This window comes from Lentzea kristufekii (assembly GCF_033949925.1).
Taxonomy (GTDB): domain Bacteria; phylum Actinomycetota; class Actinomycetes; order Mycobacteriales; family Pseudonocardiaceae; genus Lentzea; species Lentzea kristufekii.
The window spans coordinates 132,894-159,436 of sequence record NZ_JAXAVV010000016.1 but is presented as its reverse complement, the minus strand read 5'-3'; the positions used below and the strand labels follow the sequence as shown (position 1 = coordinate 159,436).

At 67.6% G+C, this 26,543-nt stretch carries 26 protein-coding genes and 1 pseudogene; 9 read left to right on the top strand and 18 right to left on the bottom strand.

Features of this window, described 5'->3' with window-relative positions; all coding sequences use genetic code 11:
• The first annotated feature begins 53 nt into the window (after positions 1-53).
• On the top strand, positions 54-1,046 hold the full coding sequence (locus SK571_RS29955; protein WP_319987424.1) for an ABC transporter substrate-binding protein: 993 nt from the start codon (positions 54-56) through the stop codon (positions 1,044-1,046).
• Between the two features lie 28 nt (positions 1,047-1,074).
• Here SK571_RS29955 and SK571_RS29950 read toward each other — a convergent pair whose 3' ends face one another.
• The 5 genes from SK571_RS29950 to nucS all read right to left on the bottom strand — a co-directional run bounded on the left by SK571_RS29950 (position 1,075) and on the right by nucS (position 6,745).
• Positions 1,075-2,580: an aldehyde dehydrogenase family protein gene (locus SK571_RS29950; protein ID WP_319987423.1), complete on the bottom strand. Its 1,506-nt coding sequence runs from the start codon at positions 2,578-2,580 to the stop codon at positions 1,075-1,077.
• Positions 2,581-2,667: 87 nt separating this feature from the next.
• Complete coding sequence (locus SK571_RS29945) at positions 2,668-3,681, bottom strand: hypothetical protein (RefSeq protein ID WP_319987422.1); 1,014 nt, start codon at positions 3,679-3,681, stop codon at positions 2,668-2,670.
• A 227-nt stretch (positions 3,682-3,908) separates the two neighbouring features.
• Positions 3,909-4,145 (bottom strand): hypothetical protein, encoded by a 237-nt coding sequence (locus SK571_RS29940; RefSeq protein WP_266038088.1) that lies wholly within the window; start codon positions 4,143-4,145, stop codon positions 3,909-3,911.
• A gap of 11 nt (positions 4,146-4,156) precedes the next feature.
• Positions 4,157-5,848, bottom strand: coding sequence for a sodium:solute symporter family protein (locus tag SK571_RS29935; RefSeq protein ID WP_319987421.1), 1,692 nt, complete (start codon positions 5,846-5,848; stop codon positions 4,157-4,159).
• Between the two features lie 237 nt (positions 5,849-6,085).
• The gene (nucS, locus tag SK571_RS29930) at positions 6,086-6,745 is read right to left on the bottom strand and encodes an endonuclease NucS (RefSeq protein WP_319987420.1); all 660 of its coding nucleotides are present in this window, start codon (positions 6,743-6,745) and stop codon (positions 6,086-6,088) included.
• A 54-nt stretch (positions 6,746-6,799) separates the two neighbouring features.
• Between nucS and SK571_RS29925 the strand changes: the two genes are divergently transcribed.
• Positions 6,800-7,336, top strand: a complete 537-nt coding sequence (locus SK571_RS29925) for an NUDIX hydrolase (RefSeq protein WP_319987419.1) — start codon at positions 6,800-6,802, stop codon at positions 7,334-7,336.
• On the opposite strand, the gene SK571_RS29920 is transcribed toward SK571_RS29925, so the two are convergent.
• A complete protein-coding gene (locus SK571_RS29920; protein ID WP_319987418.1) occupies positions 7,333-8,259 on the bottom strand; it encodes a GlxA family transcriptional regulator in 927 nt (308 codons plus the stop codon). The genes SK571_RS29925 and SK571_RS29920 overlap by 4 nt on opposite strands.
• Positions 8,260-8,365: 106 nt before the next feature.
• On the opposite strand from SK571_RS29920, the gene SK571_RS29915 reads away from it, so the two are divergent.
• Both SK571_RS29915 and SK571_RS29910 read left to right on the top strand, forming a co-directional pair.
• The gene (locus SK571_RS29915; protein WP_319987417.1) at positions 8,366-8,944 is read left to right on the top strand and encodes a DJ-1/PfpI family protein; all 579 of its coding nucleotides are present in this window, start codon (positions 8,366-8,368) and stop codon (positions 8,942-8,944) included.
• Positions 8,941-9,348, top strand: coding sequence for a hypothetical protein (locus SK571_RS29910; RefSeq protein ID WP_319987416.1), 408 nt, complete (start codon positions 8,941-8,943; stop codon positions 9,346-9,348). Before SK571_RS29915 ends, SK571_RS29910 begins: the two co-directional genes overlap by 4 nt.
• On the opposite strand, the gene SK571_RS29905 is transcribed toward SK571_RS29910, so the two are convergent.
• A complete protein-coding gene (locus SK571_RS29905) occupies positions 9,345-10,046 on the bottom strand; it encodes an SDR family oxidoreductase (RefSeq protein WP_319987415.1) in 702 nt (233 codons plus the stop codon). The genes SK571_RS29910 and SK571_RS29905 overlap by 4 nt on opposite strands.
• A gap of 102 nt (positions 10,047-10,148) precedes the next feature.
• Between SK571_RS29905 and SK571_RS29900 the strand changes: the two genes are divergently transcribed.
• Positions 10,149-11,003 (top strand): helix-turn-helix transcriptional regulator, encoded by an 855-nt coding sequence (locus tag SK571_RS29900; RefSeq protein WP_319987414.1) that lies wholly within the window; start codon positions 10,149-10,151, stop codon positions 11,001-11,003.
• Here the strand turns inward: SK571_RS29900 and SK571_RS29895 are convergent.
• Both SK571_RS29895 and SK571_RS29890 read right to left on the bottom strand, forming a co-directional pair.
• Positions 10,918-11,676, bottom strand: coding sequence for an enoyl-CoA hydratase-related protein (locus SK571_RS29895; RefSeq protein WP_319987413.1), 759 nt, complete (start codon positions 11,674-11,676; stop codon positions 10,918-10,920). The genes SK571_RS29900 and SK571_RS29895 overlap by 86 nt on opposite strands.
• Positions 11,677-11,693: 17 nt before the next feature.
• Positions 11,694-13,688, bottom strand: coding sequence for a protein meaA (locus tag SK571_RS29890; protein ID WP_319987412.1), 1,995 nt, complete (start codon positions 13,686-13,688; stop codon positions 11,694-11,696).
• A gap of 103 nt (positions 13,689-13,791) precedes the next feature.
• Between SK571_RS29890 and SK571_RS29885 the strand changes: the two genes are divergently transcribed.
• Positions 13,792-14,079: a hypothetical protein gene (locus SK571_RS29885; RefSeq protein ID WP_319987411.1), complete on the top strand. Its 288-nt coding sequence runs from the start codon at positions 13,792-13,794 to the stop codon at positions 14,077-14,079.
• On the opposite strand, the gene murA is transcribed toward SK571_RS29885, so the two are convergent.
• A complete protein-coding gene (murA, locus tag SK571_RS29880; protein ID WP_319987410.1) occupies positions 14,069-15,334 on the bottom strand; it encodes a UDP-N-acetylglucosamine 1-carboxyvinyltransferase in 1,266 nt (421 codons plus the stop codon). The two genes, SK571_RS29885 and murA, sit on opposite strands and share 11 nt — an antisense overlap.
• Before the next feature lie 35 nt (positions 15,335-15,369).
• Here murA and SK571_RS29875 point away from each other — a divergent pair, with 35 nt between their 5' ends.
• Positions 15,370-15,942, top strand: coding sequence for a cob(I)yrinic acid a,c-diamide adenosyltransferase (locus tag SK571_RS29875; protein ID WP_319987409.1), 573 nt, complete (start codon positions 15,370-15,372; stop codon positions 15,940-15,942).
• Between the two features lie 50 nt (positions 15,943-15,992).
• Here the strand turns inward: SK571_RS29875 and SK571_RS29870 are convergent, their stop codons facing one another.
• Positions 15,993-16,424: a DUF2550 domain-containing protein gene (locus SK571_RS29870; RefSeq protein WP_319987408.1), complete on the bottom strand. Its 432-nt coding sequence runs from the start codon at positions 16,422-16,424 to the stop codon at positions 15,993-15,995.
• A 22-nt stretch (positions 16,425-16,446) separates the two neighbouring features.
• Positions 16,447-16,812 (bottom strand): F0F1 ATP synthase subunit epsilon, encoded by a 366-nt coding sequence (locus SK571_RS29865; RefSeq protein WP_319987407.1) that lies wholly within the window; start codon positions 16,810-16,812, stop codon positions 16,447-16,449.
• Between the two features lie 106 nt (positions 16,813-16,918).
• Here SK571_RS29865 and SK571_RS29860 point away from each other — a divergent pair, with 106 nt between their 5' ends.
• Together SK571_RS29860 and SK571_RS29855 are read left to right on the top strand one after the other, a co-directional pair.
• Positions 16,919-17,407, top strand: coding sequence for a SigE family RNA polymerase sigma factor (locus tag SK571_RS29860; RefSeq protein WP_319987406.1), 489 nt, complete (start codon positions 16,919-16,921; stop codon positions 17,405-17,407).
• Positions 17,398-18,636 carry a hypothetical protein gene (locus SK571_RS29855; RefSeq protein WP_319987405.1) on the top strand — a complete coding sequence of 413 codons (1,239 nt, stop codon included), beginning with the start codon at positions 17,398-17,400 and terminating at the stop codon, positions 18,634-18,636. The genes SK571_RS29860 and SK571_RS29855 overlap by 10 nt, the downstream gene beginning before the upstream one ends.
• Here SK571_RS29855 and SK571_RS29850 read toward each other — a convergent pair.
• From SK571_RS29850 to SK571_RS29825, 6 genes and pseudogenes are all read right to left on the bottom strand, one after another.
• On the bottom strand, positions 18,633-20,360 hold the full coding sequence (locus SK571_RS29850; protein ID WP_319987404.1) for an ABC transporter ATP-binding protein: 1,728 nt from the start codon (positions 20,358-20,360) through the stop codon (positions 18,633-18,635). The two genes, SK571_RS29855 and SK571_RS29850, sit on opposite strands and share 4 nt — an antisense overlap.
• Entirely contained in the window at positions 20,357-21,862 is a 1,506-nt protein-coding gene (locus SK571_RS29845; RefSeq protein ID WP_319987403.1) for an ABC transporter ATP-binding protein, read from the bottom strand. Before SK571_RS29845 ends, SK571_RS29850 begins: the two co-directional genes overlap by 4 nt.
• 16 nt (positions 21,863-21,878) lie before the next feature.
• Entirely contained in the window at positions 21,879-23,087 is a 1,209-nt protein-coding gene (locus SK571_RS29840) for an MFS transporter (protein WP_319987402.1), read from the bottom strand.
• A gap of 126 nt (positions 23,088-23,213) precedes the next feature.
• Positions 23,214-23,424 (bottom strand): annotated as a pseudogene (locus SK571_RS29835) (F0F1 ATP synthase subunit beta); the annotation flags it as partial.
• Between the two features lie 96 nt (positions 23,425-23,520).
• Positions 23,521-24,753 (bottom strand): type II toxin-antitoxin system HipA family toxin, encoded by a 1,233-nt coding sequence (locus tag SK571_RS29830; RefSeq protein ID WP_319987401.1) that lies wholly within the window; start codon positions 24,751-24,753, stop codon positions 23,521-23,523.
• Positions 24,740-26,449, bottom strand: coding sequence for a GmrSD restriction endonuclease domain-containing protein (locus SK571_RS29825; RefSeq protein ID WP_319987400.1), 1,710 nt, complete (start codon positions 26,447-26,449; stop codon positions 24,740-24,742). Before SK571_RS29825 ends, SK571_RS29830 begins: the two co-directional genes overlap by 14 nt.
• Between the last annotated feature and the right edge of the window lie 94 nt (positions 26,450-26,543).

Below are 26,543 nucleotides of genomic sequence, written 5' to 3'. Positions count from 1 at the left end.
CCGCCCTAAGAAATGCAGGTCAACATCACGTTCCGTAGTGGAGGAACAACGTCGTGTCGAAGAGAGCAGCGCTGCTCGTAGCAGTCGCCCTGACCCTGACCGCCTGCTCCAGCACGCCGGACAAGCCGACCGTCGCCCAAGGTGGCGAGGACTTCGGCAAGGCGTACGAACTGAGCAACGGTTTCGGCACGACGCAGAAGCCCGGCGAGTTCCCCCGCACGATCAAGCACGCGATGGGTGAGACCAAGCTCGAGAAGAAACCCGAACGGGTGATCGTGCTCGACACCGGCGAGCTCGACAACGTCGTGGCGCTCGGCATCAAGCCGGTCGGCATCGCCTACACCGACGGCTCGCCGACCATGCCGTCCTACATCGGCGACAAGGGCGGCACGCCGGAGAACGTCGGCACGACCAACAACCTCAACCTCGAAGCGATCACGAAGCTGAACCCGGACCTCATCCTGGGCTCGCAGCTGCGCGCGGAGGCCCTCTACCCGAAGCTCGCGGCGATCGCGCCGACGGTGTTCAGCGTGCGCCCCGGCTACGTGTGGAAGGAGAACTTCCTCCTCAACGCCGCCGCGCTCGACCGCCAGGCCGACGCCGCGAAGATGCTCGAGGACTACACGAACAAGGCCACCGAGACCGGCAACGCCATCGAGAAGAAGCTCGGCGTGCGCCCGACGGTGACGGCGCTGCGCTTCATGCCCGGTCGCATCCGCCTCTACGCCAAGAAGTCGTTCATCGGCACGATCCTGATCGACGCCAAGATCGGCCAGCCGACCTCGTCCCAGGTGGACGACCTGGCCGCCGAGGTCAGCGCGGAGCAGATCAGCAAGGCGGACGGCGACTTCATCCTCTACTCCACCTACGGCGACCCGGCCAAGACCGCGACGGGCGCCGTCGTCGGCGGCCCGCTGTGGAGCGGCCTGAACGCCGTCAAGGCGGGCAAGGCGAAGCCGGTCCTCGACGAGACCTACTTCCTCGGCCTCGGCGTGCTCGCCGCGGACGTCGTCCTGGACGACATGAAGAAGCAGCTCGGCGTCTGAGACACCCGGGCGGATGCTCTTCGGCGCCTCAGCGGCCGAAGAGCGTCCGCGCGAGGCGCAGCATCTGCTTGCCCGCCATGGACGGCCTGTCGAACGTCGCCATGTTGATCAGCGACTTGAACTTCAGCTTCGTCACGGCCTTGGCGTAGGCGAACTCGCGCAGCCCGTCCTCACCGTGGATGCGCCCGAACCCGGAGTCGCCGACACCGCCAAAGGGCAGCCCGGGAATCGCCGCGTAGGTCAGCACGGAGTTGACCGACACCATCCCGACCCGCAACTCGGCGGCCAGCTCCTCGCCACGCGACTTCGAGAACACGGCGGCACCCAGCCCGTACTTCGACTGGTTCGCGAGCCGCACGCCCTCCAGCGCGTTCGGCACCCGGTTGATCACCACGGTCGGCCCGAAGGTCTCCTCCGTGACCGCCAGCGAGTCCTCCGGCACGTCGACAAGCACCACCGGCTCGACGTACGGCGGCCTGATCGAGTCCGGCCCACCCACCAGGGCCTTGCCGCCGCGGTCCAGCGCGTCCTGCACGTGCTCGCGGATGATCTCCACCTGCGACGGCATCGTGATCGGCCCGAGGTTCGCGTTCGGCTCGCCGCCCGGCTTGAGCTTCTTCGCCCGCTTCACCACGATTTCGGTGAACTCGTCGGCGACGTCCTCGGCCACGTAGATCCGTTCCACGCCCGCGCAGGTCTGGCCGGCGTTGGACACCGCACCCCAGATCGCGGCCTCGGCGGCGGCGGTCAGGTCGGCGTCCGAGTCGACGATCAGCGCGTCCTTGCCACCGCACTCGACCAGCACCGGCGTCAGCGACGTCGCGGCGGCGGCCATGACCTTCTTGCCGGTCCGGGTGGAACCGGTGAACGCGATCTTGTCGACACCCGAGGCGACCAGTGCCGCACCCGTCTCACCGAAGCCCGTGACCACCTGGAACACCGGGTACTCCGGTACCGCCTCGGTGAACGTCGACGCGAGGAACGTGCCGACGCCCGGCGTGAACTCCGACGGCTTGAACACCACGGTGTTGCCCGCGGAAAGTGCGTACGAGATCGAACCCATCGGCGTGTGCGCGGGGTAGTTCCACGGCCCGATGACACCGATGACGCCCAACGGCCGGTACTCCAGCGTCGCGCTGTGGTTGAACATCAGCATGCCCGAGGAAACCCGGCGCTTGCCCAGCACACGACCGGCGTGCCGCGAGGCCCAGTGCAGGTGGTCCATCACCAGCGCGACCTCGACCCGGGAGTCGTCCGCGGGCTTGCCCGTCTCCGAGCTGATCAACGCGATGAACTCGTCCGAGCGCCGCGAGAGGATCTTGCGCCACGCGTCGAGCTTGGTCTTGCGGCCCTCGAAGCCGAGACCCGCCCACCACGCGGCGGCCTCGCGCGCCGAGGACACCGCGTCCTCGACCTCGGCAGCCGTGTGGATCGGGTGGTGTGCGACGACCTCACCCGTGCGCGGGTCCAGTGATGCGAACCGCCGCTGCTCGCCATCGGCCGACAGCGCGCTGTCCGAAGCGGTCTGCGTCATGAGAGCTCCTTCGGTACTCGCCAGTAACCTCGACACTAACGCGTACTCGGGGAACTTTCAGCCCCTGCCTGGTCCCGCGCGGGGCGGTCAGGCCTGGGGCAGTGAAGGGAGAACCGCCTTGGCGAACGTCTGCGCCGCCTGGCAGCGATCCAGCTCCTTCTCCTTCGAGGCCGCGACGATGAACTCCACGATCTCACCCGCGTCGGCCTGGTCCCTCGTCCGGATCAGCACCAGCTCGCACGTCGGGTAGGCGCCGTCCCTGAACGACTGGTAGCCCTTCAGCCCGCCACCGAGATCGGTCTCGACGGACCTGCTGTCGAACTTGCCGTCCTTCGGAATGCGCGCCGTCTTGAACTCGATCTGCATCTGCGCGCTCTGCCCCGTCCACGAGCACTGGTGCAGACCGTACGGCAGCGCACGCGGCGACGCACCGAGCACCGGCGCGAGCGTCGACTTCTCCACGATCGCGCACGGGTCGACCTCGACCGGCGAGCCCTTCGGCGGGCTGTACTTCTGCGGGTTGCCCTTGAGCTTGCGGACGGCGCCTTCGAGCACCTTGCGCCCCGGCTCGCACGCCTCGCTGCCGTCGGTGCCGGTGTTCACCTGCAGTCGCACGGCCTGTGCCGGGTTCTCCTGCGTCACGGCCGTGATGAAGCACGAGGTGCTGTTGAGCTTCTGCTCACCGCTCTTGAGGCCCGCGATCTGCTTGGTCGCCTTCTTCAGCTCGGTGGACGTCAGCGAGTAGCCGATGTCCAGCGTGAAGTTGAGCGTCTTGCCGGCCTTGTCCTTCATGTAGTTGGAGCAGCGCGTGTAGGAGCTGCTCGAGTACTTCGACGGCGTGCCGACCGTCTGCAGCAGCTCCTTCTCGATCAAAGCGCACGGGTTGATCAGGCGCAGGCGCTCGGGAGCGAACGCCGGATCGACCGGTTTGTTCGGCGGCGCGGACTGCTTGACCGACGGGTCGGTCGACGTCGACGTGTCCGCACCCGCCTGCACGGTGCGGCGCGGCGAGTTGGTCTTGGCAAGACCCGGCCCGGTCGCACAGCCGGCCATCAGCAACGCGGCGGCGGCGACCACAGCGGTGGCACGAAAACGAGGCACGACGTGCACGGTAGCGACCTTTGCGCGCCCTCGTGGGCGGTACCCCGAGTTACCCCGTGGCACATGTCACCCACAGCTACGGGAACGATTCAGAACATCAACGCGATGTACAAGGTGAAGACCCCGACAGAAGGAGAGACGTGCGAAACCGAATTCGCCGCGCATTCAACTGGCTCGACGCGTGGACGATCGAGGCCTTCAACCCTGTTTACCCTGGTCGTCCCCAGTCATAGCTCCTTGAGCGGCTGCTTGTCCGTGTCCGCGAACTGAGGGCGCAGCATCGCCCACGCGGCGAACACCGCCGACAGCACCACCATCGCGATGCCGGCCCACAGGTTGATGTTGACCCCCTCGGCCTTCTTCAGGTCCTCGTCGGTCGTGAACCCGAACCCGATGACGACCAGTACAACGCCGTACAGGCCGAAGAGGAAAGCGATGATCAGTCGCAGGTCGAACAACCTCATGGCAGCCTCCCTCAGCCGAAGATGAAGTAGAGAACGGTGGTCAGGGCCAGCACTCCGCCGCCCAGCAGGGCGGGCGAGCGGTACCAGCCGGCGTCCTCACCGGTGGTGGAGTGCGCCCTGTCCGCCTTGGGCGTGAGGCTGTAGACCAGCCCGACGAGCTCACTGTCCGGCTTGGGCCTCGTGACCATGGTGACCGCGGCGCTCACGACGATGTCGACCACGAACGCGAGACCCGCGCCGAGGAAGCTCGCGCCCTGACCGGGCAGTTCCAGCAGGTTGATGCCGAACGACGGCTCCGAGATCGCGTAGATGAAGATCGCGGTGAACGTGCCCGCGAGCAGACCGACCCAGCCGGCGGTCGGCGTCATCCGCTTCCAGAACATGCCGAGGATGAACGTCGCGAACAGCGGCGCGTTGAAGAACGAGAACAGCGCCTGGATGTAGTCCATGATGTTGGACCCGCCGAGCGCCGCCGCGATGAACGCCGTGCCGATCGCGAGAACGCACGCTCCGACCGTGGCGAGACGGCCGATGCGCAGGTAGTACTCGTCCGGCTTGTCCTTCTTCACGTAGTCCTGCCACAGGTCGTACGTGAAGACGGTGTTGAACGAGCTGACGTTCGCCGCCACACCGGCCATGAAGCTCGCCAGCAGACCCGTGATCGCGATGCCGAGGATGCCGTTGGGCAACAGGTCGCGCATCAGCAGCGGCAGCACGTCGTTGTAGGCCACTCCGCTGCTCGTGTCACCGGCCTTGAGCTGCGCCATCTCCGGCACGATCACCGCGGCGATGATGCCGGGGATGATGATGATCGCCGGGATCAACGACTTCGGGTACGCGCCGATGATCGGCGTGCGCTTGGCCGCGGACATCGACTTCGCGCTCATCGCGCGCTGCACCTCGGCGAAGTTCGTCGTCCAGTAACCGAACGACAGCACGAAGCCGAGACCGAACACCAATCCGACGACACTCCACACCGGGCTGTTGATGCCGGTGAGTTCTGTCGCCGGCCACGCGGACAGCTGCTCCTGGTCCGTGACCTTCTCGACGATGCCCTGCCAGCCGCCGACCTTGATCAGGCCGACGATCGTCAACGGCGCCAGCGCGGCCACGATGACGAAGAACTGCAGCACCTCGTTGTAGATGGCAGCGCTCAGACCGCCGAGCGTCGTGTACGCGAGCACCACCAGCGCCGCGACGCAGATGGACACCGGCAACGGCCACCCGAGCAGCGCATCGATGATCACCGCGAGCGCGAACAGGTTGATGCCCGCGATCAGGATCTGCGCGACGGCGAAGCTGATGGCGTTGACCAGGTGGGCCGGTTTGCCGAACCGGCGGCGCATGAACTCGGGGACACTGCGCACTTTCGAGCCGTAGTAGAACGGCATCATCACCAGACCGAGGAACACCATCGCGGGGATGGCGCCGATCCAGTAGTAGTGCACGGTCGCCATGCCGTACTGCGCGCCGTTCGCCGTCATGCCCATGAGCTCGAGCGCGCCGAGGTTCGCGGAGATGAACGCGAGACCGGTGACCCACGCCGGCAGCGATCGCCCGGACAGCAGGAAGTCGAGGCTGGAGGAGACGGATCGTCGTGCCATCACGCCGATGCCGAGAACCACCACGAAGTAGATGACGAGCAACGCGTAGTCGATCGGTCCCGCGTCAAGCCGCAGGTCCGCCTCGGCCAGCACCGACATCGACACTGCCCACCTCCAAGCCTTCCAACAAAGTCGAACAGAAACGACCAGGAGAGGACAGCACTCCAGGTGAGCGAGTTCCTACCCCGCGTGGATGATCACCAAACCACGAGGTGTCGCGGATCGCTCACTGAAGCCAGGGGGCATGCGAAAAACGGCGTGCGGACGGGTGGCCGTTCGACGAAGCTCATGCCGTGGACGAGCCGAACAACGACGCCGAGGCACTGGCGCGGCGAATCAGAACAGGCGGAACTCGTCCGGCTCGATCCCGCGCAACGCGTCGTAGTCCAGCACCACGCACCGGATCCCGCGGTCCTCGGCCAGCACCCGCGCCTGCGGCTTGATCTGCTGCGCCGCGAACACTCCCTTGACCGGCGCCAGCAGCGGGTCGCGGTTGAGCAGTTCCAGGTACCGGGTGAGCTGCTCGACGCCGTCGATGTCACCGCGCCGCTTGATCTCCACGGCGACCGACTTGCCGGCGGAGTCGCGGCACATCAGGTCGACCGGGCCGATCGGGGTCGGGAACTCGCGGCGCACCAGGGACCAGCCGTCGCCCAGGGTCGTGACGTGCTCGGCGAGGAGCTTCTGCAGGTCGGCTTCGACACCGTCCTTCTGCAGGCCGGGCTCCGGGCCGAGCTCGTGCTTGGAGTCGTGCAGGACCTCTTCGAGGGTGATGATCAGCTTCTCCCCCGCCTTGTTCTGCACCGTCCAGATGTCCGGGTCCTCGATCAGCCAGCAGGGCGGGCTCATCCAGTTCAACGGCTTGTACGCGCGGTCGTCGGAGTGGATCGACACCGAGCCGTCCGCCTTGATCAGCAGTAGTCGCTGAGCCATGGGCAGATGGGCGGTGAGTCGGCCTACGTAGTCGACCTTGCAGCGAGCGATGACGAGACGCACCGCGACAGGCTACGGGGTGTGTCCAACAACCGGACGTTAGGTACGGTCCGTGCCGTGGAAAGCCTCGGCACCCGTGAGGTGTACGCAAACCCGTGGATGACCGTTCGCGAGGACGAGATCAAACGCGCGGACGGCTCGAGTGGCATCTACGGCGTTGTCGACAAGCCCGACTTCGCGCTGATCATCCCTCTCGACGGTGAACGCGTGCGGCTCGTCGAGCAGTTCCGGTACCCGATCGGTCTGCGCCGCTGGGAGTTCCCCCAGGGCACCGCGCCGGACCGCGCCGACTCCGACCCGCTGGAGCTCGCCCGCCGCGAGCTCCGCGAGGAGACGGGGCTGCGCGCCGGCCGGATGATCGAGCTCGGCGTGCTCGACGTCGCTCCCGGTATGTCGTCGCAGCGCGGCCGCGTGTTCCTCGCGACCGACCTGTCCGAGGGCTTCCACGAGCGGGAGCACGAGGAGCAGGACATGCGGTCGGCGTGGTTCCCGCGTGCCGACTTCGAGTCGATGATCTCCAAGGGCGAGATCACCGACGCCCAGTCGATCGCCGCCTACACGCTTCTCCTGCTGCACGAGCACTCCCAGCCCTAGTTCTGGCAGCCCTGGAACGCCGCCCGGTAGCTCTGCGGTGAGGTCCCGGCGATCCGCTTGAACCTGTCGCGGAACGCCGTGGCCGATCCGAAGCCCACGCGGCTGGCGATCAGCTCCACGGGGTCCCTGGTCGTCTCCAGCAGGTGCTGCGCCTGGCGGACCCGCGCGCGCTGCAGCCACTGGAGCGGCGTCGTGCCCGTCTGCTCGCGGAAGCGCCGGTTCAACGTCCGCGTGCTCATGCCCGCCTGCTTCGCCATGTCCTCCAGCGTCAGGTCGAGCGCCGCGTTGGCCTCCATCCACCGCAGCACGGGTTCCAGTTCGGCTCCTTGAGGCGTCACGGGCGGTGTCACGATGAACTGCGCCTGCCCGCCTTCTCTCTCAAGGGGCATCACGGCGAACCGCGCCGCGTCGGCCGCCACAGCCGACCCGTGATCGCGCCGGATCATGTGCAGGCACAGGTCCAGCCCCGCGGCGGCACCGGCTGACGTCAGGAACTGGCCGTTGTCGACGTAAAGCACGTCCGGATCGACTTCCAGCGCCGGAAACCGCGCCGCCAGCTCCTCGGCTCCCAGCCAGTGCGTGGTCACCCTTGCCCCGTCGAGCAGACCGGTCGCCGCGAACACGAACGCGCCCGTGCAGATCGACGCGATCCGCGTGCCCCTCGCCGCCGCCTGCCGCAGCGCGTCGATCAACGGCTTCGGGACGACCATGTCCGGATCGTGCCCCGGCAGAACAATGGTGTCCACTTCGGACAGCAACTCCAAGCCGTGCGGGACCTTGATCTCGAAACAGCCCGCGTCGACCGTCCTCTTCGGACCGCACACCCGCACGCGGTACCGCCCGACCCAGTTGAACGCGTCGACCGGTGTCGCGAAGTCGAACGGGACGACGCTGTCCATCGCCACCACTGCCACCTCGTGCACGCCCACCACCGTAGCTGGCGAGAATCCGTTGGAACATGGCATTCCAGCCAGTTCTGCGCGGCCGCGTCCGCTCCTACGGTTTTGATCACCGACGTGAGGAGACGCAGTGAGAGCTCAAGTGGTGTTGTTCGACGGCTTCGACCCGCTGGACGTGATCGGCCCGTACGAGACGCTGATGGCGGGCGGGATCCGGACCGAACTGGTGTCGGCGGAGGGGCCGCGCCGGGTCCCCGCCGGGATGAACCTGTTGTCCCTCGACGCCACCGCCCGGCTCGACCCAGGCATCGACCTCATCGTCGTGCCCGGTGCGGCGTCGATGCAGGACGAGGAGGTGTTCGCCCTGCTCAGCGCGGCCGCCGCCACACTCGGACCCGTGCTCGCGGGCTCGAAGGCGATCATCGCCACCGTGTGCGGTGGATCGCTCGTGCTGGCCATCGCCGGCCTGGCCAAGGGCCGGAACGCCACCACGAACCACCTCGGCCTGCACGCGCTGGAGTCGATGGGGGTGAACGCCGTCCGCGCCCGCATCGTCGACGACGGCGACCTGGTCTCCGCCGCCGGCGTCACGTCCGGCGTCGACCTCGGTCTCTACCTCATCGAACGCGAAGTCGGCGCCCAGCAGGCCCTGGAGGTCGAGACGCTGTTCGCCCACGAACGCCGCGGCACGGTGTGGAGCGCGGCGTGAGCAAGTTCTTCCTCTCACTGCACGTCCTGGCCGCCATCGTCGCGATCGGCCCGATCACCGTCGCCGCCAGCATGTTCCCGAAGGCCGTGACCACGGCCGGCAATCCCGAGCTCCTGCACCGGATCTGCCGCGTCTACGCGCTCATCGGCATCTCGGTGCCGGTCTTCGGGTTCGCGACGGCCGGCGTGATGGGCGTGACCGGCCACCCCTGGGTGATCTTGTCGATCGCGCTCACCACCGCCGCCGCGTTCTTGCTCGCCCTGAAAATCCTGCCCGGCCAGGAGAAAGCCCTCAAGACCAAGGACATCAAGCACCTGGCCATGTACACGGGGATCTTCAACCTGCTGTGGGCGACCGTGACCGTGCTGATGATCCTCCGGCCGGGCTCGACAACAGGTGCCTAACGCTGCGACACCGGCCGCACGACGATCTCGTTGACGTCGACCTCCGCGGGCTGCGAGATCGCGTAGGCGATGGCGTCACCGATGGCGGACGCCGGCAGCGCGAGCTTGCGGAAGTCCTCCATCAGCGACGCCGCGAAGTCCTCGGTGATGGTGTCCGCCAGCTCGGACTCCGTGACACCGGGCGAGATCACGGTGACGCGCAGGTCGTCGCGTTCCTGTCGCAGCCCCTCGGACAACGCCCACACCGCGTACTTCGTCGCGCAGTACACGGCGGCGGTCGGCATGACCATGTGCGCGCCGATCGAGGCGACGTTCACGACGTGCCCGCCGCCCGTGAAGCGCGGCAGCACGGCGGCGATGCCGTTCAGCACGCCCTTGATGTTGACGTCCACCATGCGGTCCCACTCGTCGACCTTCAGCGAGTCCATGAGGGACAACGGCATCACGCCCGCGTTGTTCACCAGCACGTCGACCCGCCCGTACCGCTCCACGGCGGCATCCACAAAGGACTGGAAGGACTCGCGGGAGGTCACGTCCAGCGGCGCGTGCGCACCACCGATCTCGTCGGCCAGCGCCGCCAGCCGGTCCTCCCGCCGTGCCCCCAGGAAGACCTTGTGACCGGCCTTGGCGAGGACTCGGGCCGTCGCCTCGCCGATACCGCTGGAAGCTCCGCTGATCACCACAACTTTTTCGCTCATGGCACCGACGATCGGCGCGCGGCGCGGCCTCTGCCAGGACACCTTCTCCCTAGGTGTGGCACACCCAGGCAAGATTCCCAGCCGGGCAATAACCTCGGCACCGTGCTAGGCGAGTTCCTGAAAGCCCACCGCGCCCGCGTCAACCCCCAGGACGCGGGCCTGCCGAGCCACACCCAGCGCAAGGTCAAGGGCCTGCGCAGGGAAGAGGTCGCGGTGCTCGCCGGGGTGAGCGCGGACTACTACGCCCGCCTCGAACAGGGCCGCGAGACCAACCCGTCCGCGCAGGTCCTCGACGCGCTGAGCCGCGCGCTCCAGCTCGACACCGACGCGCGGGCGCACATGCACCGCCTCGCCGGAGTCGTCGCGGACGAAGGTCATTCGACCGACAAGGTCAGCCCGGAACTGCTGCGGCTCATCGGCGGCATGCACGACCTGCCCGCGTTCGTGATGAACTCGCTGCTCGACATCCTCGCGGTGAACCCGCTGGCAGAAGCCCTCTACGAGCCGTTCACGCCCGCCGACAACGCGGCCAGGATGACGTTCCTCGACCCCGCCGCCGCGAGCTTCTACCCGCGCTGGAACTGGGTCGCGCAGAGCACCGTCGGCCACCTGCGGCAGACCGCCGACCCGAAGTCCCCGCGCCTGCGCCAGATGGTGGAGGCGCTCAGCGAGAGCCCGGTGTTCCGCGAGCTCTGGGACCAGCACGAGGTGCGCGGGAAGACCCAGGACGCCAAGGAGTTCGTGCACCCGGCCGTCGGCGCGCTGAAGCTGAACTACCACTCGTTCGACGTCCGCGAGGCGCCCGGCCAGTTCCTGGTGATCTACCAGGCGGAACCGGGCCCGAACGCCGATGCGCTGAGGCTCCTCGCGACTAGTCGGGCCACACGGGCGGCCGCTTCTCCAGGAACGACGCCCGTCCCTCTTTGGCTGACGGGGACTGCGAAGTCTCGGCCATGACGGACAGCGCGATCTCGTACCCGTCGATCTCGGGCCGGTCCAGCTGCGCGTAGATCGTCCGCTTGCCGATCGCCTTCGACGCCCGGCTCCCCCGCGTGGCGCGCGCCAGCAGGTCGTCCGTGGCGGCGTCCAGCTCGTCCACCGGCACGGCGCGGTTGATCAGCCCCCACTCCACCGCCGTCGCCGCGTCGATCACGTCACCGGTGAGCACGAGCTCCATCAACCGCTTGCGCCCGATCGACCGCGCCACCGGCACCGCGGGCGTGTGGCAGAACCACCCGGCCTTGCCACCGGGCAACGAGAACCCTGCCGTGTCCGCCGCCACCGCGAGGTCGCACGAAGCCACGAGCTGACACCCCGCCGCCGTCGCCAGCCCCTGCACGCGGGCGATGACCACCTGCGGCGCGGACTGGATCGTCTTCATCAGCACGGTGCACAGCTCCAGCAGCAGCCGCACGCCTTCCTCGTCACGGGCGTGCACGTCCGCGAAGTCGTGCCCGGCGGAGAAGACGGGCCCTTCGGCGGCCAGCACGATCCCGGCCGCGTCCGACGTGCGTGCCTCGCGGAACGCGTCCAACAGCTCCGTGAGGTGCTCGGCGGACAGCGCGTTGCGCTTGGCCGCGCGGTTCATCGTGATCCGGACGACGGAACCGTCCCGCGAAACGTCAACCATTCCGCGACACTAAGGCCCTACGGGAGGGAGCGCACCTCTCGGATCACGGTGACGATCTCGTCCATGATCTCGGTCAGCTCGTAGTCCTTGGGCGTGAACACCCGCGCCACGCCACGCTCGCGCAGCTTGGCGGCGTCGTCCGGCGGGATGATGCCGCCGACGATCACCGGGATGTCCCCGGCGCCGGCCTCACGCAGGCCGTCGACGACCGCGGGCACGACCTCCAGGTGCGAGCCGGAGAGGATCGAGAGGCCCACGACGTGCACGTCCTCCTGCACGGCGGCCGAAACGATCTGCGACGGCGTGAGGCGGATGCCCTGGTAGACGACCTCGAAGCCTACGTCGCGGGCGCGCACGGCGACCTGCTCGGCGCCGTTGGAGTGGCCGTCGAGGCCCGGCTTGCCGACGAGCATGCGCAGGCGTTCGCCCATCTCCTCGCCGGTCGAGCGCACCCGGTCGCGCACGCGCGCGATCTCCGAGCCCGCCTCGCCGGAAGCCGACGCGCCGGAAACGCCTGTGGGAGCACGGTATTCGCCGAACGTCTCACGCAGCGCCTGCGACCACTCGCCGGTCGTCACGCCGGCACGTGCGCACGCCAGCGTCACCTCGACGAGGTTCTGGTCGGTCTTCGCGGCCTCGCGCAGGGCGTCCAAAGATGCCTCTACAGCAGCGTTGTCGCGGTCGGCACGCCACTGCTTGATCGCCTCGACGGCCTGCGCCTCGACGACCGGGTCGATGGTCTCGATCGAGTTCGCGCCCTCGGCCTGCAGCGGCGACGGCTCGGTCGTGTCGAACTTGTTGACGCCCACCACGACGTCCTCGCCCGCCTCGACGCGGCGGCGGCGATCCGCCAGTGAGGACACGAGGTTCGACTTCATGTAGCCGGACTCGACGGCCGCGACGGCGCCGCCCATCGCCTGCACGCGGTCGATCTCCTCGCGGGCACCGGCCAGGATCTCGTTGACCTTCGCCTCGACGACCGGTGAGCCGTCGAAGATGTCCTCGTACTCCAGCAGGTCCGTCTCGTAGGCGAGCACCTGCTGCATGCGCAACGCCCACTGCTGGTCCCACGGGCGCGGCAGTCCGAGTGCCTCGTTCCACGCGGGGAGCTGGATGGCGCGCGCACGGGCGTTGCGGGACAACGACACCGCGAGCATTTCCAGCACGATGCGCTGGACGTTGTTCTCCGGCTGCGCCTCGGTGAGACCGAGGGAGTTGACCTGCACGCCGTAGCGGAACCGGCGGTGCTTGGGGTTCTCGACGCCGTAACGCTCCAGCGTGATCTCGTCCCACAGCTGGGCGAACGCGCGCATCTTGCACATTTCCTCGATGAACCGCACACCGGCGTTCACGAAGAAGGAGATGCGGGCGACGACCTCGCCGAACTTCTCCTGCGGCACCTGACCGGAGTCGCGCACCGAGTCGAGAACGGCGATCGCCGTGCACATCGCGTACGCGACCTCCTGCGCCGGCGTCGCGCCGACCTCCTGGAGGTGGTAGCTGCAGATGTTGATCGGGTTCCACTTCGGCACGTTCGACACGGTCCACGCGACCATGTCGGTGATCAGCCGCAGCGACGGTCCCGGCGGGAACACGTAGGTGCCGCGGGACAGGTACTCCTTGATGATGTCGTTCTGCGTCGTGCCGGCGAGCGCCGACGGGTCCGCGCCCTGTTCCTCGGCCACGGTGACGTACATGGCGAGCAGCCACATGGCCGTCGCGTTGATCGTCATCGACGTGTTGGCGGCGGCGAGCGGGATCTGGTCGAACAGCTGCCGCATGTCGCCGATGTGGCTGACGGGCACGCCGACCTTGCCGACCTCACCCTTCGCGAGCTCGTCGTCGGGGTCGTAGCCGGTCTGCGTCGGCAGGTCGAACGCCACCGACAGGCCGGTCTGGCCCTTCGACAGGTTGCGGCGGTAGAGCGCGTTGGAGGCGGCGGCTGACGAGTGACCCGCGTACGTGCGCATCACCCAGGGCCGGTCGCGCTCACGGTCAGCTGGGTACGGCACAGCAACCTCCCACATCGTCGTTCACCGGAGCGTACTGGCCGGTAACCGTCGCCGCGCGTGCGATTGCTCACTGAATCGTGACCACTGGGAGCATGATGAAGAGGTGACGGGCTTCTACCAGACCGGGATCGTCTTCGCGGTTCTCGGCTTGCTGGCTCTGGTGCTGAGGTACTTCGCGGGGAACGACAAGCGGCCCGTGCCGGATCTGGACGGCACGGACTTCGGGTTGCTGAGCGAGGTCGCGGTCGTCCCGACGGAAGAGGCCGCGAACGTTCTCGTGCAGAAGCTGAAGCAGAACGGGGTGCGTGCCACGCGTTCGCGACACGCGCCTTACCAGGTGATGGTGTTCCCGGCGGACGTCCCGAACGCGCGGCTGGTGCTCAGGAGCTGACGCGCTCCACGTTCGCACCGAGCTTGCGGAGGTTCTCCACGAAACCGGGGTACCCGCGCTCGATGTGGAAGATCTCATAGACCTCGGTGGCCCCGTCGGCGCACAGACCGGCGAGAACGAGCCCCGCGCCAGCGCGGATGTCCGACGCCCACACCGGCGCGCTGGACAGCTTCTCGATCCCGCGGATCACGGCGTGGTGACCGTCCGTACGCGCGTCAGCCCCGAGCCTGATCATCTCGTCGATGAACCGGAACCGTGACTCGAACAGGTTCTCGGTGATCATCGAGGTGCCCTCGGAGACCGTGGACAGCGCGATCGCGAACGGCTGGTTGTCCGTGGCGAACCCGGGATACGGCAGCGTCACGAAGTCGACGGCCTTGGGCCGGCCCTCCATGACGACGCGGAACCCCTCGTCCTCGCCCTCGTAGACGGTGACCTCGGCGCCCGCCATGCGCAGCTTCTCGAGCACCAGGTCGAGGTGGTGCGGGTTCACACCACGCACCCGCACGTCGCCCCGCGTCATGACTGCGGCGAAACCCCAGGTGGCACCCACGATCCGGTCACCGATGACGCGGTGCTCGGTCGGCTTGAGCTCGGTGACGCCGTGGACGGTGAGGGTGGACGTGCCGGCGCCCTCGACCTTCGCGCCCATCTGGTTGAGCATCAGGCAGAGGTCGACGATCTCGGGCTCACGAGCGGCGTTGTCGATGACCGTCGTCCCGGTGGCGAGCACGGCCGCCATCAGGATGTTCTCGGTGGCGCCCATGCTCGGGAAGTCGAGCCAGATCTGCGTGCCCTGGAGCCCCTCGGCCTCGGCGACGATGCAGCCGTGCTCGATCCACGTCCTCGCACCGAGCTTCTCGAGCCCGCTCTGGTGCATGTCCAACGGCCGCGAGCCGATCGCGTCACCGCCGGGCAACGCCACGACCGCGCGCTTGCACCGCCCGACCAGCGGCCCGAGCACGCAGATGCTCGCGCGCAGCTTGCCCATGGCCTCGGAATCAGCCCGATGGCTCAGCTCGGCGGGAGTCGTGATCCTCGCCACGTCGCCTTCGAGCTCGACCTCGCACCCGAGACTCCGCAGCGCGTCCGCCATCAGCGGCACGTCGAGGATGTCCGGGCAGTTGGTGATGGTCGTGGTGCCCTCGGCCAGCAGGGCTGCGGCCATCAGCTTGAGCACGCTGTTCTTGGCGCCGACGACGTCAACATCGCCGACCAGCCTTGCGCCACCGTGTACCCGGAAATGCTCGCTCACGCGGCAATCCTACGTACGGCTCTAAAGTGCCAGCCATGGCGGTGCATCTCACCAAGATCTACACACGAGTCGGCGACGACGGCACGACCGGACTCGGCGACTTCTCGCGCGTCCCCAAGACCTCGGCACGCATCGAGGCCTACGCGGACGTGGACGAAACGAACGCGTCCCTCGGCGTGGCCCTGGCGCTGGGCCGGCTGGCACCAGACGTCTTCGAGGTGGTGCGCAAGGTGCAGAACGACCTCTTCGACGTCGGAGCGGACCTCTGCACCCCGATCACACCCGACCCGAAGTACCCGCCGCTGCGCGTGACCCAGGCCTACGTGGACCGCCTGGAGGGCTACTGCGACACGTTCAACGAACGCCTGGGCAAACTCGACTCGTTCATCCTGAACGGAGGCACCCCGGGAGCGGCCCTGCTTCACCAGGCACGCACCATCGCCCGCCGCGCGGAACGGCGCACGTGGTCGTTGATCGAAGAGGACGCCGAGCACACGAACGTCCTGACGGCGAAGTACCTGAACCGGCTCTCGGACCTGCTGTTCATCCTGGCCCGCGTGGCGAACCCGGACGGCGACGTCCTGTGGCAGCCGGGCGAGAACGCCTGACGCACGCAAAACGACCCGCCGGGGAACCCCAGCGGGTCGTTCTCACAAACTCAAGAAGCCCAGGGAATGGACCGCCCAGGCGGCGAAGACTCCAGCCAGGACAAGAACCCGGTCAGAGCATCCGGTCCCATGGCGATCTCGACCTCACCAGAGGCGGACCGGCATCGCAGCACGGTCGCCCCCACGGGCATGGCATAGGCCTCAGGCCCGGTCGGCTCCCGCCGGGCGTCGATCTCCAGCCCGTCCCGCGAGATCAGCTCGTTCGGCCCTGATCCGAGCGACAGCACCCGGAACCAGGCGAACGAGTCGCCCCGGTAATGCCCCACGCCCAGGTGCCAGCCACGCCCACGGTCATCGAACTTGCTGCGCAGGGCGACGTGCACGCCACCCTCACGCAGCAGCCGGATGCGGCGCCAGGCGAAGCAGGTGATGACGATCGCCACCCCAAGAAGGATCAGGCCGGCAATCTCGGTGATCCCCACGGCTGCGGCCTCGTGCCCGGTCTCAGGCCGACTGTTCCACGGCCCGCACGCGCGCCGCCGCACGTGCGCGGTCTGCGTCGTCCGCGTCCTGCAGCGCAGTGCGCGCCGCGTCCACGTCGATCTCGCCCGCCAGTTCGGCGTCCTCGGCGAGAATCGATACGCCGGTGCCGGTCACGGACAGGAAGCCACCGTGCACAGCGGCGGTGACAAGGCCACCGTCCGTCGTGCGCACGCGCACCACGCCACCCTCGACCAGCTGGCCGAGCACGGGCTCGTGACCGGGCAGGATGCCGATCTCGCCCTCGGTGGTCTGCGCCGAAACAGAGGTGGCCTTACCGGACCACAAACGGCGTTCAACGGCGACCAGTTCAACGGTCATCTCGGCCACGCGTATCTCCCTCGTCGTCTGGAGTCGAACTGAGTCTAAACGGTCGCCTGACAACCTTGCCGCCCCGCCCGGTGTCAGTACCTTCGACGACCGCCGAAGGGGGGACATGCAGGACTTCGAGGAGTTCGTGGCGTTGCGGTCGCAGGCACTGTTGCGCACCGCCTACCTGCTGTGCGGCGGCGACAAAGGCGCCGCTGAGGACATTCTGCAGGACGTCCTCATGAGCATGTACGGCAAGTGGCGCCGGATCAGCTCCTCACCGGAAGCGTACGCACGCGCCGGACTGGCCAACGCGGCCGCGAACCGCTGGCGCCGGCGGGCCCGCAAGCCGGAGGCACCGCTGGAACTGGGCGCGGTGCCGTCGGCTCGCGGACACGAGCAGCAGGTCGTGGACGCGGACAGCGTGGTGCGGGCGTTGGCGCGACTGCCGAAGAAGATGCGTGCCGTTCTGGTGCTGCGGTTCTTCGACGACCTCAGTGAGGCCGAGACCGCACGCGCACTCGGTTGCGGCGTCGGCACGGTGAAGAGCCAGACCTCGCGCGGCCTCGCCCGCATGCGCGAACTGATGGGTGAGCAGGTGCTGACGTGGAACTGAAGCAGGCGATGGAGGTCGCGACGGCGGAGCTGGACGTGCGGCCCGGGTTCGTGGGGGACGTGATGGCGGGGGGACGGCGGAAGCACACGCGCAGGCTGGTGGCGGTGGCCACGGCGGTGGCGCTGCTCGCAGGCGTGACGGCGGGGGTGGTGCTGACGCGGCTGGCGGAGCAGTCGCCCGACCTGCGGCTGACGGCGGCGCCGACCGGTCCGCTCGCCGGCGACGCCGAGTTCATCGCGACCGCGCTGCACCTGTGGAACGAAGCGCAGAAGGACGAGCCGTGGAAGCGGGACGAGCCGGTGACCGAAGTCTCGTCGAAGCCGAACATGTTCTGGACCGGGCAGACGCCGACCGGCCCCGCGGCCCTGGTCGCGCAGCAGGTGAAGGTGTACACCTCCGAGAAACCCGCGACGCTCGTCGGTCTCGTCGCCGACGGCAAGGTGGTGAACCGCGAGGTCGTGCTCTCGGAAGCCAGGCATCGCGAGGCCGGGCTCTACCGCTTCGGCCCGACCGGCGACCAGTACGTGGTGCTGACCCTCGGCAAGACGGTGTTCTGGTCGCAGAGCCCGAAGCGCGGCCCCGACCACCGGCTGACCCGCACGTGGGCCTCCGCGCCCCACGACCAGGACGGCGTGGTCTTCACCGTCGTCCCGGTGGACGAACGGCCCGTGTTCGTGCGCGGCGACTCCGTTCCCCAGCCCGGCGACTTCACCCAGCCCGCGATCATCAGCGATGACCTTCAGCCGGACCTCCCGTTCGAACCTCACCCCGGCCTCGGCTGGGAGGGGAACTTCTGCGCCACGGACTTCCCGGAGCAGAACCCGGAGCAGAAGAGGTCGTGGCAGCGCCTGACGATGCAGACGGTCCGGCAGGAACTGCAGAAGCGCGCGGTGCTCGACTACGTCGTCAGCTGGGAGGGGACCACCGACTGGAGCGTCTGCGCGTGGCTGCCCGACGGCCGGTACGCCCTGATGTTCGAGTCGTACGGCGAGCTGTACGGCGCGCTCTACCGGCCGGACGGCACGTTCAGCGCCTCCGTCGTCGGCGGCAAGGTGGTCAAGGGTGACTCGGCGGTGCTGCCGCTGCCGGACGGCCAGGGCACGATCGTCGCCGAGTTCGGCGCCACCGTCGGCCCTCAGGAGCGCGACAACGCCTGGCTGGCCCCTGCGGGCACCAAGGAGGTCACCGTGCGCCAGAAGGGCGTGCCCAGGGTGATCCGGCTGCCTTAGCCGTGCCAGGAACGCCAGAGCGTCGCGTAAATGCCGTCTCTGGCGACCAGGTCGTCGTGGGATCCCAGCTCCACGACGCGCCCCGCGTCGACGACCGCGATCCGGTCGGCGTCCCGCGCGGTCTGCAGGCGGTGCGCGATCGCGATCACCGTGCGTCTCTCCCGCACGGCCGCGATCGCGCGCTCCGCATGCCTGGCAGTGGCCGGGTCGAGCGAGGACGTCGCCTCGTCCAGCACCAACGTGTGCGGATCGGCGACCTCGACGCGTGCGAGCGCCAACTGCTGCGCCTGCGCGGGATCCAGTTCGACTCCGCCCGCACCGAGCAGCGTGTCCAGCCCTTCGCGCAACTCCTCGAACCACGCCGCGCCGACGGTCCGCAACGCTTCGAGCAACCGGTCGTCCGAAGCGTCCGGAGCCGCCATCGCGAGGTTCTCCCTGACCGTGCCGATGAACACGTGGTGTTCTTGCGTCACCAGCACGATCCGCTGCTCCCCGGCTGCCGCGAGGTCGGCGACGGGCACCCCGCCGACGAGCACCGAACCCTCCTTCGGCCGGTCGACGCCCGCGATCAACCGGCCCAGCGTCGACTTGCCCGCGCCGGAGACGCCGACGATCGCCAGCCGTTCTCCCGGCTGCACCACGAGATCGACGCCGTGCAGGACCTCATGACCGTCCACATAGGAGTAGTGGACTCCGCTCACCTCGATGCGGTCGCCGTCCGGTTCGCGGACGGCGGGCGCGGGTTCGACGTGGGCCCCGATTCCCTCGATCCGCGCGAACGACGCGCCGCCGCGCTGCAGGAACTCGACCCAGAACAGGATGCGGTCCATCGGCTCGACCAGCCGCCAGACCCACAGCACCGCCGTGACGACGACCTCGATCCGCACGCCGTCGGACGCGTAGAAGAAGCCACCGACGAGCAGCACCAGCGCGGCCGGCAGCGTGTTCACGAAGGTGGTCACCGGGAACAGCACGTTCCTGAGCGCGAGCGTCCGCAGCCGCGCCCGGTACGACCGCGCGATGGCGCCGTCCGCCGCCGCCACCATCCGAGCCCTCAGGCCGTACGTCTCGATCGTCCGGCTGCCCTCGCCGACCGCCGCGGACATCTCCGCGACGTCCCCGTTGGCCTCGCTCTCCGCGAGGTACGCGTCGCGCGCACGGGCGAGGTACCAGCGCACCACCCACACCACGAACGGCATCCCGGCCAGCGAGACGAGACCGAGCACCGGGTCCAGCCAGAACACCGCCACGAACACGACCAGGAGGTGCACGGCGCCCGCGAGCACCTCGGGCACGCTGTCCCGCAACGCCTGGCCGACCGTGCCGACGTCGCTCGTCACGCGGGTCAGCAGGTCGCCGGTGCTCAGCCGGTCGACCACTCGCGCGGGCAACGCCAGCGTGCGCGTCACCGCCTCCTCCCGCAACGAGGCCAGGAACCGCTCGCCGAGCCTCGCCGCCCGCAACGCGCTGTACCGCACCAGCACCAGGTGCACGACGGCCGCACCGAGCACTCCGAGCGCGAGCTGGTCCACAGTGGACAGCGTCAGCGATCCGGCCTCCACCCCGCCGACGATCTTGCCGAGCAGGTACGGCCCAACGAGCCCCGACAACGCCGAAAGCGCGGTGAGCACGAGCACCACGGCCAGCGCACGCCGTTCACCCCGGAGCAGCCGCGCCGCGGCCTGCCGCACCTCACTGCGGTCCGCGATCGGCAGCCTGGTCATCGGCTCTCCTCCAGCTGCACGACCTGATCCGCCTGGTTCGCCCACAACGGCGACGACGACACGACCACCGTGGTCCGCCCCGACCGCCTCTCCCGCACCCTCTTCGCCACCGCCGCCTCGGTCACCGCGTCGAGCGCGGACGTCGGCTCCACCAGCACGAGCAGCTCCGGTTCGCTCAGCAACGCCCGCACGAGCCGCAGCCGTTGCCGCTGACCGCCGGACACGTTGCGCCCCTGCGACTCCAGGTGTGAGTCGAGGCCGTCCGGCAACGCCTCGACGACGTCCACCGCGGCCGCCGCGTACAACGCCTCGTCCAGCTCGCGGTCACCGTGCACCGCCACCGACACCGCCTCGCGCACGGTGCCCGCGAACAGGTAGTCGTCGTTGTCCGCCACCACCCCCGGCAACCGGTCGACGGCGTCCCTCGCCAGCATCGCGTTCGCCGAGACGACCACGGTCAACGCGCCGGTCTTCACCTCCAGCGGAACGGCGTCGGGGTCCTTCTCCTCGGGCTGCAACCGGAGAACGTCGATCACCCGCCGCGCCGACACCAGCGCACGCGGGATCGCGTCCGCCCCTTCCATGAAGAAGCCGACCGGCACGGTCAGCGTGGTGACGTACAGGTAGACCGCGACCATCTCCTCGATCGAGATGGCACCGGTGACCACCATGCGCGCCACGATCCACGTGACGACGGCGAGGAACAACGCAGGCAGCCCCCACGTCAGCGCCTGCACCCAGCTCAGCCACGCCGACACCCGGTAGCCGTCCTCGAGGACCTCCCGCGACATGGCCCGGAACCGCGCCTCGAACGCCGGCTTCCCGCCGATCCCGGACAGCACCCGAAGTCCGCCCACGATGTCCCCGGCCCGCGAACTCAGCTCTCCCTGCCGCTGCCGGTACCCGGCCTCCACGGCGTGCAACCGCCTCAGGACGGGCCCCGTCACCAGGGCGAGCACCGGCACCCCTAGCAACACCACAACGGCGACCAACGGCGAGATCCGCACCAGCAACACCGCCGTCGCCACGTACGCGACCACGGCACCCACTCCGGGCCCGGTACTGGTCAGCGCGTGCGCGATCCGCGCCGTGTCGCCGTTCTGCAGGTACGTGAGCTCCCCTGTGGACAGCTTCCGCCGCACCACCCCGCCCAGCCGGGTGACGTGCCGGACGACGATCTGGGCCGTGCGCAACGACGCATCGGTCCGCACCAGCGTCATCGTGCGATGGCGGGCGATGAAGACCAGGGCCAGGCCCAGCGCCACCCCGAGCAGAGCACCGCAACACCACAGCAACGCGGTCCGGTCACCATCCCGCACTCCGGCCTCGACGGCCCGCGAGATGAGGTACGGCGGCAGGATCAGCCCGCACATCGACAGCGAGCCCCACCACGCCCCGGCGAGCACCCGCCCGCGCTGCACGAGCACGAGCCACCACAGGTACCGCCAGGGCGATCGGACGTCCGGCGTCCCCGGGTCGTCGTACGGAACGTGTCGGGCCATGCACCCGACCTTGCCATCATCCAGCGGGCGCCAGGGCCGTTTTCGCCTTCAGCCCAATCGCACCAACGGCCGTTGCGCCCAACGCAGCTACGAACGCGAACGCGTAGAAGCCCCACGGGTGCGCCAATCCAGCCGTGAGCAACGCACCGCCGAGCAACGGCCCACTGATGGCACCCAACCGCCCGATCCCAGCGGCCCACCCGATGCCGGTGGCCCGGTTCTCCTCGTAAACCCGTCCCGCATAGGCATAAACGAGCACCTGCGCGCTGAACACGAAGCACCCGGCCAGCAACACGGCCACGTACACGCCCACACCCGGCAGCTTGATGCTCAGCAAGGCCAGGAACACCACGGCAGCCGCGAACCACCCGATGGCCGCGGGCCTGATCCCGATCCGATCGGCGACCGCTCCGGCGATCAGAAGTCCCACCACCGCACCGATGTTGAGCGTGAGCAACAACGCCAGCGCCGTACCGAGCTCGTACCCGGCACTGCGCATGATCTGCGGCAACCACGTGTTAAGCCCGTACACGAGCAACAGCCCCATGAACGACGCCACCCAGAACGCGATCGTCGCCTTCCGCAGACCCGGCTTGAACAGAGACCCGACCGCCTCCAGCGCAGGAGCCGTGCGCGCCACCGTCTCCGGCAAGTGCTTGACCATCAACGGAATCAGCACCAACGCCGGCAGCGCCCCCACCACGAACAGCGACCGCCAGCCCAGCTGCGGGATGAGCACGATCCCCAGCAACGCCGTGATGACCGCACCGACGTGATAGCCGGTCATGATGAGCGTCGTGGCCCGCCCGCCCTGCTGCGGCCTGGCCTCGTTGACCAGCGCGATCGCCGTGGGCAGACAGCCACCGAGGCCGAGCCCCGCGAGGAACCTGAGGATCCCGAACGTCGTCGCGTCCGGCGCGAACGCACAGGCCAGCGTGAACACGGAGAACCCGGCCACCGCGTAGATCATCACCTTGCGGCGCCCGACGACGTCGGTGATGGTCCCGATGATCAGCGCGCCGAGCATCATCCCGACCAGACCGGCCGTGGACACCGCGCTGGCGCTCGCCGTCGTGAGCAGCTTCTCCTGCAACAGCACAGGAATCACCGTGCCGAGCACCACGAGGTCAAAGCCGTCGAGCAGGACAGCGGTCCAGCACAGCGGCAACACCCATTTGTTCACGCGCTCTTCCTCCTCGTCGAGGCGCCTGGTGATGCCGAGCATCGTGCGACGTCAGAGCCCTCGATCGGGAGTGCGGTTTCCATCCAACGGAAACGTCATGTGCTGCAGAAACGCCGAGAGGGCCGTCCCTCCACAAAGGAGGAACGGCCCTCTCGAAAAGAACCTGGCTCAGTTGCCGGCCAGCTTCTTGGCGTTGGCCTCGACGTCGTCCAACCCGCCGCAGGAGAAGAACGCCTGCTCCGGGTAGTGGTCGAACTCGCCCTTGCACACGCGGTCGAACGCCTCGATCGTGTCCTTGATGGGCACGAAGGAGTCCGAGGATGGCGATGATGTCCTGCAGCTCCTTGTACTTCTGCAGGATTCGCTTCACCTCCTGAGCGCCCCACGGCCGAACGCACGCGGCCCAGCAGGGTCGACACCTTGGAACAGGCCTGGGTGAACCGGAAAATGTTGTCGATGACGAGCAGCACGTTCATCAGTCACCAGAGATCAACAAGGTACGCAGCCGCTGCTCGATGCTCGTCGAGATCGCCTGCTGAAGCTTGGAGTCGGCCTCAAGCAACTGTGCGACCTCCGGCCACCGCCTGCGAACCAGATGTGCCGTGGCGGCCGCCTGCTCGACAAGTCCCGCAGACGTCACACCGATACGTTGCTCAAGCAGCCTGAACGTACCGAGAGAAGCTCGATCAAATCGTCTCGAGCCACCGAACTTCAAACCGAGGTCTTCTCGCTCCATGTATGGAACCGTGGACACCAAATCGTACGCGGGGGCAAGCGTCGGCACGCGGGGATCTCGATAGATCAGCGACCAGTTCTTCAAATGCGCGTCGCCGTTCGAGATCAAGATGTTGAAGGCGAGCCGCCGAGCGAACTCCTGCAGCGCGGGGAGATCACGACGACGGTAGATCAATGCGGCGACCGTCTCGAAGTTGCCCTGGTACTTCGCACCTGGGTAGAAGTTGCGCACCTGCGCCAGATCCTCGATGTGCACCAAACGTCGGTTCTCATCACGATCGAACCGACGCACGGCATATGCCCACATCTCTCCGTTTGGCCACAGCCGATCAGGTAGTCCATCAATCTGATCACGGTGCACCAACCGCACGTCCGGCACCTCGATACCGCAGGCGCCTGCAAGAGTCATCATCGCGAACTCGTTCTGCGGGACATGGGGAAACTCGTTATCCGGCAGCTTGACGATCCAGTCTCCACCCTCGCCGTAGGCGGGGAGGGTAAGTCGCTCCCCCGTTGCCACCATTGAGAACTTCAGGGTCACACCAGCTAGGGAGAACTTGATTCGACGGTAGTCATCGCCAGCCTGTGAGGCCAGCCGAGGGACAGGTGCGGTATCCCAATCGAGATCTGGCGCTTGTTCGTCAGCGGCAACAACCCGCACGGCTCCGGGCAGGTCGTGGCCGACTTCCGCGAGCAACTCCATCTCGCGGTCAGGTGACACGTGTCGCGCAGTCGCGATCCAGCGGCGCTGTACACCTTCCTGGAGCAAGTTGGAAAACCACGGCGGTAGCCGCAGCGCCGCTGCATGGACAGCGGTGAGGTTCTGCTCGAACACCAGCCCGAGGACTGGACGCCCAGGATCATCCACGTAGTCATCGGCCAAAACGAGGCGGGTGTGGTCACCTCGCTGGTACAACGTGCCAACTCGGCGACCGTGCAGCCGCACGTCGAAGCGAGACTCAGAAGAGGACATCGTCACCCTCGTCCTCATCCTGGTCCTCATCAAATAGCAGGTCTTCGAGTGGTGGCGTGTTCTCGAAGTCCCATTCACACATCCGTCGGAGGAAGTCCTCCAACTGCTTCTCGAGAAGCTTGCCCCTAGCCTCGAGAAACGCCGTAGTTCGACCGTCGGCGAGAAGCTCAGCCATGGCAGACGTAATCGAATGCGTTCGGAGAACTTCCGCCCATCCCTCAGCGCTCATGGTCAGTGGGCGGCGAGACAACTCTGCGTCGATCCCGTCCTTCGGCAAACCCTCGTCGGGGGCCAGCACACGATTCGCGGCCGAACTACGAAGAGCAGGTGGGACGTCACGACGGTTGATCACCGAGTGCACCGCGTCAGCAGCCGTGCTGCTGTCCTCGAGCGCAACGGACAACGCCGCACGATCGTAAGGCTCACCTGTCAGCAATGATCGCGGCCCGGTGTTCCACCACGCAGCCAGCACGATCTTCCCCTCGCCTACGTTGGTCGCGAACTTCGACAAGTTGGGCAGGGGGTACTTGTTCTCAGGAACCGTTGCCAGCAGATCCTGAACGGTTCCTGAGACATCTCCCAGACGCACACGAGTGTTGAGCGCCCTGGTTGTGCCTGTGGTGCTGCCTTTGAACAGACTTGGCCCCGCGAGAGCCGTCCTCCAGTACCAGCGTCGAAGCAACTGGAGGTTGCGGGGATCCAGCTCGGGGTGGTGAGCGAACACTCTGGTCAACACGATCAGCAAAAACTTGTACGCAACCATCGTTATATGAGGAACTCCCGCGACTTCCTGAAGAAATTGCACTGCCCGACGCAGCGCCGCTTCTCCTTCCTGGAAAGCGGTGTTCTGGTCCTCCAACGGAAAGTCGACCTGCCCCTTACGGTCCGGAGAGAATTCCAGCCTAATCTCTCGTTCAACATCCGGACCGCGCCGGGCAAGCACAGCCCTGAGAACCGTGTTCTCGTCGATCTTCCCAAACTGCAGGTTGTTAGCGATCCGATCAGCTATGAGCGAGATATCAAAGCTGTCATCACTTGCCGTACCGTTCTTCGCGTTGAGCGCAGAGAACACCTCAGCTTTGGTCAGACGCTTGCCATAGTTGTTCATTCGGTCGAAGATGTCCTGCAGAACCTGCTCATCATGGTGACTCACCACGTAGGCCGGAACCTGGTACTGACGCAGGATCTTCGCGATCTCGGTCGCCTGGTCGAAACGACTGGTCAGTTCAGGGTTAGCGGCGAACCACCGCAACAACTCCTGCAGATCAAACAGAACCGGCAGGGGAATCAGCCAAGGCCGGTTGGACGATGCCTTAACCGTGAAACTCTCCTCGTTGAGATCGTAAAACAACGAGAAAGGGGCGCGCTGCGCACCCTGAGGGTGCAGGGCGTTCGCCAGACTGACGAGTCGCTGCTGACCGTCGACCACGAAATGAGCCTGGCTCATCGCGTTAGCGCGCACCCGGAGATTACCGAGACGCAGCATGTCCGCAGGGGCAGCCTTCTGCCACAACAACAGGCTGCCGATCGGGTAGCGCTTGACGATGCTGTCGAACAGGCGAGTGACATCCTGCTGTCCCCAGCGAAAGTCGCGCTGGAAATACGGGACGCGGATGCCGCCTTCCCACGTCCGCTTGACGAGATCCTCCAAGTCGTAGGCGGTCGCGGTCTGCTGCCTGTCGAGTCCACCTAGCATTGAGTCCTCCAAAGTTCAGGTCAAGGATCGCAGGTGACACCGACAAACGCAGGCATTTAACGCCGCAGGGCCGGAACCCATCCGGGTTCCGGCC

Bases quoted from the DNA above. Each gene is read 5' to 3' on its own strand.
- SK571_RS29905 (WP_319987415.1), bottom strand. From the start codon at position 10,046: ATGAGCGAAAAAGTTGTGGTGATCAGCGGAGCTTCCAGCGGTATCGGC.
- SK571_RS29850 (WP_319987404.1), bottom strand. From the start codon at position 20,360: ATGACCAGGCTGCCGATCGCGGACCGCAGTGAGGTGCGGCAGGCCGCG.
- SK571_RS29895 (WP_319987413.1), bottom strand. From the start codon at position 11,676: ATGGTTGACGTTTCGCGGGACGGTTCCGTCGTCCGGATCACGATGAAC.
- SK571_RS29845 (WP_319987403.1), bottom strand. From the start codon at position 21,862: ATGGCCCGACACGTTCCGTACGACGACCCGGGGACGCCGGACGTCCGA.
- SK571_RS29830 (WP_319987401.1), bottom strand. From the start codon at position 24,753: ATGTCCTCTTCTGAGTCTCGCTTCGACGTGCGGCTGCACGGTCGCCGA.
- SK571_RS29825 (WP_319987400.1), bottom strand. From the start codon at position 26,449: ATGCTAGGTGGACTCGACAGGCAGCAGACCGCGACCGCCTACGACTTG.
- SK571_RS29935 (WP_319987421.1), bottom strand. From the start codon at position 5,848: ATGTCGGTGCTGGCCGAGGCGGACCTGCGGCTTGACGCGGGACCGATC.
- SK571_RS29950 (WP_319987423.1), bottom strand. From the start codon at position 2,580: ATGACGCAGACCGCTTCGGACAGCGCGCTGTCGGCCGATGGCGAGCAG.
- SK571_RS29840 (WP_319987402.1), bottom strand. From the start codon at position 23,087: ATGCTCGGCATCACCAGGCGCCTCGACGAGGAGGAAGAGCGCGTGAAC.
- SK571_RS29940 (WP_266038088.1), bottom strand. From the start codon at position 4,145: ATGAGGTTGTTCGACCTGCGACTGATCATCGCTTTCCTCTTCGGCCTG.
- SK571_RS29875 (WP_319987409.1), top strand. From the start codon at position 15,370: ATGGCGGTGCATCTCACCAAGATCTACACACGAGTCGGCGACGACGGC.
- SK571_RS29860 (WP_319987406.1), top strand. From the start codon at position 16,919: ATGCAGGACTTCGAGGAGTTCGTGGCGTTGCGGTCGCAGGCACTGTTG.